The organism is Streptomyces sp. A3M-1-3 (assembly GCF_024213665.1).
Classification (GTDB): domain Bacteria; phylum Actinomycetota; class Actinomycetes; order Streptomycetales; family Streptomycetaceae; genus Streptomyces.
The window spans coordinates 98,466-112,062 of record NZ_JANAVP010000016.1; the positions used below are offsets into that span (position 1 = coordinate 98,466).

The window sequence follows — 13,597 nt, forward strand, 5'->3', positions numbered from 1 at the left end:
GCCGGGGGCGGGCCCCGGACTCACCGCGCAACCGCCGTTGGACTCGGCCGGGCGGGTGGTTCGGCGATGGGGGCCTCCAGAAGGCGGTGGGTCTCCCTCCGCCGTCGGGGATGTTGCCGAGCTTCTTGATGTCCACGTGCACCAGCTCGCCCGGCCGGTCGCGTTCGCAGCGGCGTATCGGCCGGCCGGTGGCCCGGTCCAGATGGGTCAGGCGGGCCAGGCGGTAGCGGGTCAGTACGCGGTGCACGGTCGAAGGGACCAGGCCGAGCAGGCCGGCGATCCGGGCCGGCCCCCACCGGCGCAGGATGCGGACTTTGATGATCCGGCGTTCGGTGCGGGTCGGGGTACGTCGCGGACTGTGCTGCGGGCGGCTTGAACGGTCGGCCATGCCCGCCTCGCCGAACAGCCGGTAGCGGTCGGCCCACCGCTGGGCTGTGGTCGGGGAGACCTGGAAGCGTTCGGCCGCCCGGCGCAGGGTCCAGCCGTCCTCGATGACGCAGCGGGCAAGCCGCAGACGGCCGGTCTCCGTCAGGTGTGCATTACGGTGGGCACGAGGGCCTGCCCTGTCGCCGGTGCAGATGTCGCAATCCACACCAGGCCAGAAGGCCCTCACCCGTTGCAAGATCTCTCAGCCGAGACCTGCATCACCCGTCCACAACCTCCCCGGACAGAACAGCTAGGGGCTGTCCGGCGGATCAGGGTCAGGCAGGCCGCGGCGTCTGGTGCGGTGCATCGCAAGGCGCCGGAGCGTCCCAATAGCGGAGCTATTCGGCGTTTCGGCAACGCAGCGAGGTGCCGTGCCTGGGGGCACCCCCAGCTGGGGGAGCGTCGCGGCCCCGGCCAAGATCCGTCGGACAGCCCCTAGCGGCGGCGCTTGTCCTCGGCTTCCGGGGCTTCCTCGTCGCCGTCGTGGGGGCCCAGCAGCTCGTCCGCCAGAGTGGGGAGGTCGTCCAGCGGGGTCTCCTCCGCCCAGTCCGAGCGGCGCCGCGGCCGTCCCCCCGCGTCCATCTGCGGGAGCTCGCGGGTGCGCTCGGCCGGCGCCTCCGGCTCGTCCCTGAAGATGCCCGGCGGTACCCGGTCCGCGGGGTTGCCGGATCCGGCCTCGCGTACCGGCGGCAGCACAGCCGTCTCGTCCATCGCCCCCACCCGGGGGTCGGCCGGGGGCAGTACCGTCTGGGTCTCCTCTTCCGGGCCGACCACCGGGGTCGGCACAGTCGGCGCCGCAGCCGAAGCCGAAGACGCCGCTGCCGCCGCCGACTCCGCCGCCCGGCGCGCCTCCTCCGCCCGCAGCAGCGCCTCCTCCGCCTTGCGCTGCTTCTCCAGGCGCCGTTCCTCCGCCTCCGCCCGCAGCCGCGCCTCCTCCTCGGCCTGCCGCCGGCGCCGCTCCTGCTCCGCCGCCAGCGCCTTCTCCTCCGCGGCGCGGCGTGCCCGCTCCTCCTCGGCGAGCCGGCGGGCCTCCTCCGCGCGCTGCCGCGCCTCCTCCGCCTGCCGCTCGGCCTCCCGCTGCTGCGCCTCTTCGATCTCGCGGCGCTTGCGCTCTTCTTCCTCGGCCCGGAGCTTGGCGAGCTGAGCCTGCCGCTCGCGCTCCAGTCGCTCCTCCTCCGCCTTGCGGGCAGCCGCCTCCTCGGCCCGCCGGAGCGCGTCTTCCTCCGCCGCCTTCCGCGCTTCCTCCCGCGCCTTCACCTCGGCGTCCGACAGCGGCAGCATCTGGTCCAGCCGGTGCCGTACGACCGTCGTCACCGACTCGGGCTCCTGGCCCGCGTCCACCACCAGGTACCGGCCCGGATCGGCCGCGGCCAGGGTCAGGAACCCGGCCCGTACCCGCTGGTGGAATTCCGCGGGCTCGGACTCCAGCCGGTCCGGCGCCTCGGTGAAACGCTCCCGCGCGGTCTCCGGGGAGACATCCAGCAGCACAGTCAGATGCGGTACGAGTCCGTCCGTCGCCCAGCGCGAGATACGGGCAATCTCGGTCGGCGAGAGGTCGCGGCCGGCGCCCTGGTAGGCCACGGACGAATCGATGTACCGGTCGGAGATGACGACCGCGCCCCGCTCCAGCGCCGGCCGGACGACGGTGTCGACGTGCTCGGCCCGGTCGGCGGCGTACAGCAACGCCTCCGCGCGGTTCGACAGCCCGGCCGACGACACGTCCAGCAGGATCGACCGCAGCCGCTTGCCGACCGGCGTCGCGCCCGGCTCCCGCGTCAGGACGACCTCGTGTCCCTTGGCTCGGATCCACTCCGCCAGCGCCTCGGCCTGGGTCGACTTACCGGCCCCGTCGCCGCCCTCCAGGGCGAGGAAGAACCCGGTGGCGGCGGGCGCCTGCGCGGGCTCCCCGCCCCGGAACGCGTCCCGCAGGTCGCGCCGCAGCGGTACGCCCTGCCGGTCGTCCGCCTTGCCCAGCACGATCGCCGCGACAGGCAGCAGGAGTGCGCCCACCAGCATCAGCGTGAACGCCGCGCCGCCGTGGGCGAAGACGAAACTGCCGTTGGCCAGCCGGTGCGGACCGATGGCCGCGGCCAGCAGCGGGGCCGCGACGGCGCCGAGGGCGATGGAGACGCGTACGACCGCCTGCAGGTGCTCGGTCGTTCGGGCCCGCCGGAAGTCCTCGCTCTCCTGCTCCAGCAGCGTGTGCCCGGCGCGCGCGGCGACACCCGCGCAGCAGCCGGCGAACAGCGCGATGATCAGTACGGTCGCCGTGTCCGGTACGAGGCCCAGGACGAGCAGCGCGAGCCCGGTCAGCGCGATGGCCAGGGCGAGCAGCCGGCGCCGCGAGAGGGCGGGCAGCACCCTCTGCGCGCCGCGGATGCCGAGCACCGTGCCGCCCGTCAGCGCCAGTACGAGGAGGGCGAAGGCGGCCGGGCCGCCGCCCAGGTCCACGGCGTGCAGTACGGATACGGCCACGGCGGACGCGATCGCGCCCGCCACCGCCGCGCAGGCAAGTACGAGCAGCGAAATCGCACCAGTGCGTCCCTTGTCGGCCCCGTTCCCGGACTTCGGGCGGCGCAGTCCCTCCAGCGGCGAACGCGGCCGGGGCGTCTGCGTATCGGGCAGCTCCAGCAGGTACAGCACGGAGACGGAGGCCGCGAAAAGTCCGGCCGCGACGTACGACCCGAGGGCCGCCTGGTGCAGCGAGAACCACTCGACACCGGTACCGAGCAGGTTGCCCACCAGTGTGGCGAGCAGCAGCACGGCAGCCGCGGCGGGCAGCGCGACGAAGCTCGTACGGAGGGAGAGGCGGCGCAGCGCGTCGGTGTGGTCCGGCAGCGGCCGTACGGTCGCGCCTTCCGGCGGCGGCGCCGGAAGCAGCGCGGGCGCCGCGCTCTCCTTGGCGACCGTCCAGAAGCGTTCGGCGACGCCGGCGACGAAGACGGTGGCGAGGAGGAAGGCCAGAGCCTCGTCGGGCGTCCAGTCGATCCACAGCGGCGCGACGACGAACAGCGCGATCCGCACCCCGTCCGCGGCCATCATGGTCCAGCGGCGGTCGAGTGAGCCGCCAGGCGCGGTGAGCGCCGAGAGCGGACCCAGCAGCACGGCGCCGAAGAGCAGCGTGGCGAGAATCCGTACCCCGAACACCGCGGCCACGGCGAACGCCGCGCCCCGGTACCCCCCACCGAACGAGCCCTCACCGACTGCCGCCTGAAGCGACAGCAGCACCAGCACCAGGAGGGCCAGCGCATCGCCGATACCGCCGACGAGATGCGCACTCCACAGCCGCCGGAGCGGGGGGAAGCGCAGCAGCGCGCGCACCGCGCGCTCACGTGAGTCTGCGGCAAGGGCGTCGTCGGAGGGGGTGCTCACGACCGTTGGCTGCTCGGCTCGCGTCATCCGCCCAGCCTATCCGGAGCACACCGATCCATGCGGGCCCACCCGAACAAGTGACCACGCCGACAGAACCAGCCACTCCCCGACCCCGCCCCGGCCGCACGAGACCCACGACCCCCCAGCCGACAGCATCCGCGGCCGCCGGCACTCAGGGCTCTCCCAGCAGAGACCGGCCACCGGCCCCGGGTGCCGACACGAGACTCACGGCTCCCAGGCCGTCGGCACCGGCACCCGGCGCATCGCTGCGGCCGGACTCAGGGCATCCACAGCCGGGACCGGCCACCGGCCGGCTCCGGCACGGGACTCACGGCTCGCAGACCGCGGCCACCGGCGCTCGGCGCATCCGCTGCCGCCCCGACCCGGCTCATCGCCCTCCCTGTGCCCCGACCGCCCGTTCCCGTGGCGGCCGGGCCGCCGGGGGGACCACTGACCGCTCGTCCTACCGGCCGGCTACTCGTCCGCCGAAGCGTTCACGCTCGACGCCGTCTTCTTCGCCGCCGCCGTCGTCGTCTTCTTCTTCGCGACCGTCTTCTTCGCGACCGTCTTCTTCGCGACCGTCTTCTTCGCCGTCGTCGTCTTCTTGGCAGCGGTCTTCTTCGCGGCCGTCGCCTTCTTCGCCGGCGCCTTCTTGGCGGGAGCCTTCTTCGCCGTCTTCTTGGCCGGGCCCTTCGCCCGCTTCTCCGCGAGCAGTTCGTAGCCCCGCTCCGGCGTGATCGTCTCGACGTCGTCGTCCCGCCGCAGCGTCGCGTTCGTCTCGCCGTCCGTCACGTACGGGCCGAAGCGGCCGTCCTTCACCACGACCGGACGCTCGCTCACCGGGTCGGTGCCGAGTTCCTTCAGCGGCGGCTTGGCCGCCGCCCGCCCGCGCTGCTTCGGCTGCGCGTAGATCGCCAGCGCCTCGTCCAGCGTGATCGTGAAGAGCTGGTCCTCGGTCTCGATCGAGCGCGAGTCCGTGCCCTTCTTCAGGTAGGGGCCGTACCTGCCGTTCTGCGCGGTGATCTCGACGCCCTCGGCGTCCACACCCACCACCCGCGGCAGCGACATCAGCTTGAGCGCCTCGTCGAGCGTGACCGTGTCGATGGACATCGACTTGAAGAGCGAGGCAGTCCGCGGCTTGACCGCGTTCTTGCCCGTCTTCGGGGTGCCCTCGGGCAGGATCTCCGTGACGTACGGACCGTAGCGCCCGTCCTTCGCGACGATCTGGTTGCCGCTGACCGGATCCGTCCCCAGCTCGAATTCACCGCTCGGCTTGGCGAACAGCTCCTCCGCGAACTCCACGGTCAGCTCGTCGGGCGCGAGCTCGTCCGGCACGTCGGCCCGCTGGTGGCCCTCCGCGTCCTTCTCGCCGCGCTCGATGTACGGGCCGTAGCGCCCGACCCGGAGCACGATGCCTTCGCCGACCGGGAACGAGGAGATCTCCCGGGCGTCGATCGCGCCGAGGTCGGTCACCAGCTCCTTCAGGCCGCCCAGGTGGTCCCCGTCGCCGTTGCCGGCCTCGGAGGCGGCACCGGCGCCCGCGTCGCCCTCACCGAAGTAGAAGCGCTTCAGCCACGGCACGGCCTGGGCCTCGCCACGCGCGATGCGGTCGAGGTCGTCCTCCATCCGCGCCGTGAAGTCGTAGTCGACGAGCCGCCCGAAGTGCTTCTCCAGAAGGTTGACCACGGCGAAGCTCAGGAAGGACGGGACCAGCGCGGTCCCCTTCTTGAACACATAGCCGCGATCAAGAATGGTCCCGATGATCGACGCGTACGTCGACGGGCGGCCGATCTCGCGCTCTTCGAGCTCCTTGACCAGCGAGGCCTCGGTATAGCGGGCCGGCGGCTTGGTCGAGTGGCCGTCCGCCGTGATCTCCTCGGCCGACAGCGCGTCGCCCTCGGCGACCTGCGGCAGCCGCCGCTCACGGTCGTCCAGCTCGGCGTTCGGGTCGTCGGCGCCTTCGACGTACGCCTTCATGAAGCCGTGGAACGTGATCGTCTTGCCGGAGGCCGAGAACTCGGCGTCCCGCCCGTCGCTCGCCCGGCCGCCGATCTTCACGGTGACCGAGTTTCCGACCGCGTCCTTCATCTGGGAGGCAACGGTCCGCTTCCAGATCAGCTCGTACAGCCGGAACTGGTCGCCGGTCAGGCCCGTCTCGGCCGGCGTACGGAAGCTGTCGCCCGAGGGGCGGATCGCCTCGTGCGCCTCCTGCGCGTTCTTGACCTTGCCGGCGTACGTACGCGGCTTCTCCGGCAGGTGGTCGGCGCCGTACAGCTGCGTGACCTGCGCCCTCGCGGCGGAGATCGCGGTGTCGGACAGCGTGGTCGAGTCCGTACGCATGTAGGTGATGAAGCCGTTCTCGTACAGCTTCTGGGCCACCTGCATGGTCGACTTCGCACCGAAGCCCAGCTTGCGCGAGGCCTCCTGCTGGAGGGTCGTCGTACGGAACGGGGCGTACGGCGAGCGACGGTACGGCTTGGACTCGACCGATCGGACGCTGAACGACGTGCCGTCGAGGGCAGCCGCAAGGGCCCGCGCATTCGCCTCGTCGAGGTGCAGGACATCGCTCTTGAGCTGCCCGTTCGAACCGAAGTCGCGGCCCTGCGCGATGCGCCGGCCGTCGACCGTGTTCAGCCGGGCGACAAGCGTCGACGGGTCGGAAGTGTCACCGGCGCGGCCGGTGGAGAACGCGCCGGTCAGGTCCCAGTACTCGGCGGAGCGGAACGCGATGCGCTCACGCTCACGCTCGACGACGAGTCGGGTCGCGACCGACTGGACCCGGCCCGCCGACAGCCGCGGCATGACCTTCTTCCACAGGACCGGCGAGACCTCGTAGCCGTAGAGGCGGTCGAGGATGCGGCGGGTCTCCTGGGCGTCGACCATGCGCTGGTTCAGCTCGCGCGGGTTGGCGACGGCGTCCCGGATCGCGTGCTCGGTGATCTCGTGGAAGACCATCCGGTGGACCGGAACCTTGGGCTTCAGCACCTCGAGGAGGTGCCACGCGATGGCCTCGCCCTCGCGGTCCTCATCGGTGGCGAGGAAGAGTTCGTCGGACTGGGCCAGCTGCTCCTTGAGCTTCCTGACCTGCGCCTTCTTGTCGGCGTTGACGACGTAGATGGGCTGGAAGTCGTGTTCGACGTCCACGCCGAGGCGGCGCACCTCGCCGGTGTACTTGTCGGGCACCTCGGCGGCGCCGTTCGGGAGGTCGCGGATGTGCCCGACGCTCGCCTCGACGACATAGCCCGGGCCCAGGTAGCCCTTGATCGTCTTAGCCTTGGCAGGAGACTCGACGATGACGAGTCGGCGGCCGCCCTTTGCGGTCTCGCTGGTCGGGGACAACTTGGCTCTTCTCTCCGGTCGGCACTCGATGGCAGTTCGGTGGACGCTGCGGAGTGTGACGGTACAACCCGCCCCCGTGTCAAACGGCAGAAGCCCGCAACGGCCACTCGAACGGTAACCCGACTAGTGCCCTTCGTGCCGCCCCGACCTCCGCCCCGTCGTGCCGATGCCGCTGGAGAGCCTCTTTTCCGAAGCTTTTCAGAACCTCCCGAAGCACCACGCCGCGAGGACGAGGGACACCGTCCCGGCCAGTGTGGCGAGTGTGACGGAGGTGGCGGGTCGCACCCCGTACGCGACCGGCGCGCGGTGCAGCACGCGTGCTCCCGTCCAGACCAGCAGCCCGGCGCCGAACAGCGCGAATGTCGTTCCGGCGAAGATCGCGGGTCCGCTCTCCATGTCCGTACCTCTCCCCGTGTCCGATTCCCGGACGCCCCCGGACGGGGAGGCTGACACGCCGGGGCGTCGGCAGCACGAACCTCAAGTGAACACCGCCCGATCGGGGTCTCGGCGATGGCCGGTTTCCGCCGCGCCGACGGACGCGGAGGGTTTCACTCCCGCCCCTCCCTCCCCTCCGTCCCCTTTCCTCTCCTCTCTCTCCCTCTCCCCTCTGTCGGGACCGTCACATCACATCGAGAGTCGCCCGGCGTCTGCTGCCCCGCTCGAAGATCTTCAGCAGCACGACGGCGACCAGCGCGTACCCGGCGCCCACCACCAGCTCCGCACCCACCGGCTGCCAGGGGAAGCCGCCGCCGGCGGCGAGCCGGCGGGCGGCGTCCGCCGCGTGGGTCAGCGGCAGCGCCTCCCCCGCCGCCCGCATCCAGCCGGGCAGCGTCTCGCGGGGCACAGGGTGAACACGCTGACGACCAGCCCGTTCAGTACGTACGGAAGGGCGCGTCCGAACCACAGCGGGGAGCGGTGCCGGGGGCTGAGCAGCACGGCGCCGAGGGTGCCAACGACGCTCGTTGGCGACCGCCATGGTGCCGCCGTACACGCAGGCGGTGGAGGCTGCGAGCACGGCGTTGCCGACAAGATAGAAACGGTCGTCGGCGACCCCGAGTTCCCGTCCCAGGTACACGAAGAAGAGCAGCTGAAGCAGCGGCCCGGCCAGCAGGGTTCCGATGAACATCGGGGGCGTCGTCCAGTTGAACAGCGCCCGGTACGAGATCCCGCCGGCGATGACGACGAGCCGTACCGTACGGCTGAGTTGACGCAGGAACAGCATCGACGGCTCCATCAGGCGAGGGAAAGAGTGGCGGCGGCCCGGGCCCGGCGCTCGACGCGCCCGAGGACCAGGACGGCGAGCAGCGCGTAGAGCGCGCCCAGCGCGAGCGACAGCAGCAGCGGAGTCAGCACATCCCCGCCCGAGGTCGCCGCATGGACGGCCCGCGAGCCCCAGGTGGTGGGCAGCGCCCAGGAGATCGGGCGCGTCCAGTCGGGCAGGACCGTGACCGGTACGAGCATCCCGGAGAGCAGCCACACCGGCGCGTCCATCGGGTTGGCCAGGGCGTTGGCGTTGCGCAGCAGCACAAAGGTCGCGGCCGGCAGCAGCCCCGTCATCCCGAGCGCCAGCACGCACGCGGGGACGGCCAGCAGGAACAGCAGCGGATGCGCGAAGTCCATGGGCACGCCGAAGAGAAGGGCGCCCCAGAGCACGGTCGCGACCATCGCGTACGTACCGACGACGGCCGTCGCGAGGGTGATCGGCAGCAGCACGAGTGCCAGCCGGGTGGGCGCGACGACCAGGGTCTCCAAGGTGCCGAGCCAGCGCTGGTTCTGCACCGCCCCGCCCGAGCCGAAGAGGACGGACGACCAGATGCCCATCAGTCCCGCGCCGACGGACGCCGTCAGCAACCGGTCCGGATCCTCCGCCGCACGGAAGAGGTGGACGGCGAGCGTCGCGTACACCAATGGCACCAGGACCGCGAAGGTGATCTCGATCGGGGATCGGCTCATATACGTGACATGAGTACGCACACCGACGGCGGTCAGCCGCAGCAGCCGGCTTACCGAACTCATACGGAAGCCACCTCCAGCCCCTCACGCTCCTCCTCGACGATGGCGATGTACGCGTCTTCCAGGGTGGGTTCACGCGTGAGCACCCGCCCGATCCGTATCCCGTCGAGCGTCGCGAGCACCTGCGCGTGCAGGTCGGCGCCGCGCTCCGTCTGCACGGTGAGCGCCTGCAGGACGCCGCGGTCCTCGGCGGATGCGCCCCGCACGCCCGGGAGCGCGCGGATCCGCTCGAGATGCCCGTCCGACACTCCGTACGCCTCGATCTCCACGATGTCGCGTTCCTGGACCCGGGACTTGAGGCGGTCCGGGGTGCCCAGCGCCCGGATCGCGCCGCCCGCGATCACGGCGATCCGGTCGCACAACTCGTCGGCCTCGGCCATGTAGTGAGCGGTGAGCAGCACGGTCGTGCCGCCCGCCCGCAGGTCGGCGACGGTGCGCCGCAGATCGCGGGCGGCGACCGGGTCCACGCCGATCGACGGCTCGTCGAGGAAGAGCACCTCGGGCCGGTGCAGCAGCCCGCGCGCGATGTGGAGGCGCTGGCGCATACCGCGCGAGTAGCCCTCGACCCGCTCGCGCTCCCGCCCCGACAGACCGACCAGGTCGAGGAGTTCGGCGATGCGGCGCTTCTGATCGCGCGGCTCGACCGCGTACAGCTCGGCGAAGTAGCGCAGGTTGTCGAGCGCGGAGAGCCGGTCGTAGAGCCCGCGGTCGCCGCCGAAGACATAGCCGATGCGGCGGCGGACGGCGACGGGATCGCGTGCCACGTCGTGTCCGAGGACCCGGGCCGTGCCGGAGGTCGGCAGCAGCAGGGTGTTGAGCATCTTGATGGTGGTGGTCTTGCCGGCGCCGTTGGGGCCCAGCAGGCCGAACAGTTCGCCGCGCGCCACCTCGAAAGTGACCCCGCGCACGGCCTCCACCTCGGTGCGGTGCGGACGCAGAAAGCCGCTACGGGTGCTGTAGGTACGGCGGAGATTCCTCGCCTCGATCGCAAGCATGGCGGGGACGCTAGAGGCGTACGTACCGGCCCGGCCATCGATTCGGCGGCGCCCGAATCCTCAGGACACCGCCCGCAGCACGTCCCCGCCCGACACCAGCGCCAGCAGCGCCAGCAGCGACCGCCCGGTGTCCGTGAGCTGGTAGTACACACTGCGCCCGACCCGGTGCCGGGTCACCACCCCGGCCTCGGCGAGCACCGACAGATGCTCGGAGACGGTACTGGGCGCGAGCGACAGGCGGTCGGCCAGTCCGGCCGTGGTGAGCGGCCCGCCCAGCTGCCGGAGCACCGCCGCGCGCCCGCGCCCCAACAGCACCCCGAGCCGGTCGACGGCCTTCGGCTCGGGCCGCTCCCGCAGCGCGCCCGCCCCACGCGCCTGGATGGAGATCGCGAGCACCTCGGGGTCGTCGGTCGAGTACAGCCGGCACCCCTCCGCGAAGACCAGCGGCACCAGCAGCACCCGCCGCTCCCCCGCCCGGTACTCGGCGTCGATGTGCTTGATCAGCTCCAGCACCGGCGGGTTCCAGCGGCCGCGCGACTCCAGCCCGGCGAAGAGGGCATCGGCCCCTTCCGTCGCGAACGTCCGGGCGCGGACCAGCACTTCGTCCTCGACGAGCCTGCGCATGGTCGGCCACAGCGGCTCCAGCGCGCCCTCCCAGTACGCGGCGTAGGCATCGGCCAGTGCGGCGTAGGCCGCCTCCGGGTCCGTCACGTACGGCTGTACGAGCGGGTGGTCCGCCATCCCCGGACAGTGCGCGGCGAGCTGCGCCCGTACGACCTCGGGGGAGGTGGACCGCACCAGGTCCAGCTCCGCCTCGATCGAGGTGGTGCCGGGCGGCAGCGGCAGCATGAAGTCCGGGAAGCTGTACGGGCCGGCCAGCAGTTCGCGCAGCGGTGCCACGCGCTCGTCCTCCCGGATCACCTCGCGCGCCCGCACCACCCACTCCTGGTACGGCCAGGAGGGGCTGCGGTGCGGCAGCGCGAGGTGCAGGCTGCAGAACGCCTCCCACAGCGGGCTCAGCGCGATCCGAGTGCGCCGAGGGCCGCCTCGTCCAGCTCGATCCGTATCACTCGGCCCCCGCAACCGGCTCCAGGAAGCCCTGCTCCACCAGCAGCCGGATCGCCTCGGGCGTACGGTCGCGGAGCAGGACCGGGTCCTCGTGCAGCAGCTGGGCGATCGCGTCCAGGATCCGCCCGGCGCTCAGCGTCCCGTCGCACACCCCCGCGAATCCCGCGCCGACGGTGTCGACCTTGGTGGCGCGCCGCATGCCGCGGTTCTGCCGGAGCACCACATGCTCGGGGTCCTCGGCGCCGGGCATGCCGACCTGTTCCTGTACGACCTCGTCCGCCAGCCTGAAATGGCCGGCGAGCAGCGCCGCGTCGTCGTGCTGCCGCAGATAGTCCTGCCGCTCGAAGTGGGCCTGTACGGTCGCGCCGAGCGGCTGCTCGACGGGGTGCGGCCACTCCTCGACGACGATCGAGGGCCGGTCGGAACCGGACTTCCGCAGGCTGATCCAGCCGAAGCCGACCGCCTTGGTCTTGCGCGCCTCGAACTCCTCCAGCCAGGCCGCGTACCGGGTGTCGTATGCGGCCGGGTCGCTGCGGTGGTCACCGGCGTCGCGCAGCCACAGCTCCGCGTACTGCGTGACGTCCTGCACCTCGCGCTGCACGATCCACGCGTCGCAGCCGCGCGGCACCCAGGAGCGGAGCCGGTCGTGCCACTCCTCGCCCTCCACGTGCTGCCAGTTGGCGAGGAACTGCGCGTATCCGCCGGCGTTCAACCGGTCACCGGCCTGCTGCACGAGCGTGCGGCACAGGTCGTCGCCGCCCATTCCGCCGTCGCGGTAGGTCAGCCGGGCGCCGGGTGAGATCACGAAGGGCGGGTTGGACACGATCAGGTCGTACGTCTCGTCGGCCACCGGCTCGAACAGCGACCCCTCCCGCAGGTCCGCCTCGGGCGCCCCGGAGAGCGCCAGCGTGAGCCGGGTGAAGTGCAGCGCCCGCGGGTTGAGGTCGGTGGCGGTGACCCGGGTGGCGTGCTGCGCGGCGTGCAGGGCCTGGATGCCGGAACCGGTGCCGAGGTCGAGCGCCTTGGCGACGGGCGTACGGACGGTGATCCCGGCGAGCGTGGTGGACGCGCCGCCCACCCCGAGGACGACGGCCTCATGGCGGCTGCCGATGCCGCCGGCGCCGCCGACGGCGCAGCCCAGATCGGACACGATGAACCAGTCCTGCCCCTCGGGCCCGCCGTACGGCCGCACATCGACGGCCGCCCGCACGTCGTCGCCGTCCCGGGTGACCCAGCCGTCGGCCAGGGTGTCCTCGACGGGCAGCGCGGCGGCGGCGTGCGCGTACGCGACGGGGCGCTGGAGCAGGAAGAGCCGTACGAGCGTCTGCAGCGGGCCGTCGTCGCGGGTGGCTCGCACGGCGGGGACCGTCTCGCTGCGGGCGAGCGCGGCGTACGCGGGGGCGCCGAGCAGGTCGAGCAGCCCGTCCGCGGTGAAGCCGGCGCGGAGCAGGGCGTCACGCAGCTGGGAGGAACGGTCGGGCGCGGGAAGGCTGGGCGTACTCACCCGCCCATTGTGGCCTCCGGCACTGACATTGCGTACGACCACGACGCGGTGGGGCGCCCGGACCCCACCGCACAACACCGGACACCGCCCGCCCCCGGCCCGAGCCCGGCCGCCCCCGGTCTGAGCGCGGCCCGCCCCCGGCCCGGGCTAGGACGGCGAGGGCGAAGCCGAGCGCTGGCAGCACTACTCCTCGACGGCGCCCTCGCACCGATCGGCCCCACGGGGCCTCCCGGGCTTCGGCCGCCTGCCGCCGCTGCGACACCAGCCGCTGCGCGGCGGGCCGTCCGTCGTACGGGTGCCGGCCCTAGGACGGCGAGGGCGAAGCCGAGCGCTGGCAGCTCTGCTGCTTCTTCATCGCCTTGCCGACGTCGCCGGACTGCAGCTTCGTCAGGGCCTGGTTGCCGCTCTTGCTGAGCTTGTCGAGCTCGGCGGCGATGCCCTTGAGGCCGTCGGCGAACTTGGCCTGGTCCTTGGTGTCGAGGCCGTCGACCTGCTTCTTCAGGTTGGCGTAGGCCGTCGAGATGCCGTCGAGCTCCTTGACGGCTTCCTGCTGCGTCTTCTCGCCCTCGTCGACGGGCGGCGCGCCCGCGCTCTTCACGGCGGCGCCCATCGCCTTGTACGCCTCCGACATGGACTGGAAGGCCGCCGAGTCGGTCTTCTGGACGACGTCCGCCTTGCTCTGGTCCGTCGTCTCCTTCTGGATCGCGGTGTTGGCTTCCTCGATCTTCTTCACCTGGGGCTGCACCTGGTCGCAGACCTGCTTGGCCCAGGCGTTCACCTTGTCGTCGCTGTCGTCGCTGCAGCCCGACAGCGCGAGTACGAGTACCGCACCGCCGGACAGTGCGGCTGCAAGCTTCTTGTTCACCGGATCGGTCCCTTC

9 protein-coding genes and 1 pseudogene are annotated in these 13,597 nt (G+C 72.1%); all 10 read right to left on the minus strand.

The genetic code is table 11. The annotated features are described in order from the left end of the window. Positions 1-94 precede the first annotated feature (94 nt). A pseudogene (locus NLX86_RS19810) lies at positions 95-580 on the minus strand (helix-turn-helix domain-containing protein); the annotation flags it as partial. A gap of 281 nt (positions 581-861) precedes the next feature. Beyond that, entirely contained in the window at positions 862-3,825 is a 2,964-nt protein-coding gene (tmk, locus tag NLX86_RS19815; protein ID WP_254373070.1) for a dTMP kinase, read from the minus strand. A gap of 447 nt (positions 3,826-4,272) precedes the next feature. Then, positions 4,273-7,137: a type I DNA topoisomerase gene (topA, locus tag NLX86_RS19820; protein WP_254373071.1), complete on the minus strand. Its 2,865-nt coding sequence runs from the start codon at positions 7,135-7,137 to the stop codon at positions 4,273-4,275. A gap of 198 nt (positions 7,138-7,335) precedes the next feature. Further along, on the minus strand, positions 7,336-7,533 hold the full coding sequence (locus NLX86_RS19825; RefSeq protein ID WP_254373072.1) for a hypothetical protein: 198 nt from the start codon (positions 7,531-7,533) through the stop codon (positions 7,336-7,338). A 223-nt stretch (positions 7,534-7,756) separates the two neighbouring features. Continuing rightward, positions 7,757-8,371 (minus strand): hypothetical protein, encoded by a 615-nt coding sequence (locus tag NLX86_RS19830; RefSeq protein ID WP_254373073.1) that lies wholly within the window; start codon positions 8,369-8,371, stop codon positions 7,757-7,759. Continuing rightward, positions 8,371-9,153, minus strand: coding sequence for an ABC transporter permease (locus NLX86_RS19835; protein WP_254373074.1), 783 nt, complete (start codon positions 9,151-9,153; stop codon positions 8,371-8,373). The genes NLX86_RS19830 and NLX86_RS19835 overlap by 1 nt, the downstream gene beginning before the upstream one ends. Then, positions 9,150-10,145 (minus strand): ABC transporter ATP-binding protein, encoded by a 996-nt coding sequence (locus NLX86_RS19840; RefSeq protein ID WP_254373075.1) that lies wholly within the window; start codon positions 10,143-10,145, stop codon positions 9,150-9,152. Before NLX86_RS19840 ends, NLX86_RS19835 begins: the two co-directional genes overlap by 4 nt. Before the next feature lie 60 nt (positions 10,146-10,205). Then, positions 10,206-11,081, minus strand: coding sequence for a helix-turn-helix domain-containing protein (locus NLX86_RS34775; RefSeq protein WP_254373076.1), 876 nt, complete (start codon positions 11,079-11,081; stop codon positions 10,206-10,208). A gap of 130 nt (positions 11,082-11,211) precedes the next feature. Next, complete coding sequence (locus NLX86_RS19850; RefSeq protein WP_254373077.1) at positions 11,212-12,717, minus strand: class I SAM-dependent methyltransferase; 1,506 nt, start codon at positions 12,715-12,717, stop codon at positions 11,212-11,214. A 304-nt stretch (positions 12,718-13,021) separates the two neighbouring features. After that, entirely contained in the window at positions 13,022-13,582 is a 561-nt protein-coding gene (locus NLX86_RS19855; protein ID WP_254373078.1) for a small secreted protein, read from the minus strand. Between the last annotated feature and the right edge of the window lie 15 nt (positions 13,583-13,597).

Coding starts and splice junctions, on each gene's coding strand:
- NLX86_RS19835 (WP_254373074.1), bottom strand. CDS start 9,153: ATGAGTTCGGTAAGCCGGCTGCTGCGGCTGACCGCCGTCGGTGTGCGT.
- NLX86_RS19830 (WP_254373073.1), bottom strand. CDS start 8,371: ATGGAGCCGTCGATGCTGTTCCTGCGTCAACTCAGCCGTACGGTACGG.
- NLX86_RS19825 (WP_254373072.1), bottom strand. CDS start 7,533: ATGGAGAGCGGACCCGCGATCTTCGCCGGAACGACATTCGCGCTGTTC.
- tmk (WP_254373070.1), bottom strand. CDS start 3,825: ATGACGCGAGCCGAGCAGCCAACGGTCGTGAGCACCCCCTCCGACGAC.
- NLX86_RS19840 (WP_254373075.1), bottom strand. CDS start 10,145: ATGCTTGCGATCGAGGCGAGGAATCTCCGCCGTACCTACAGCACCCGT.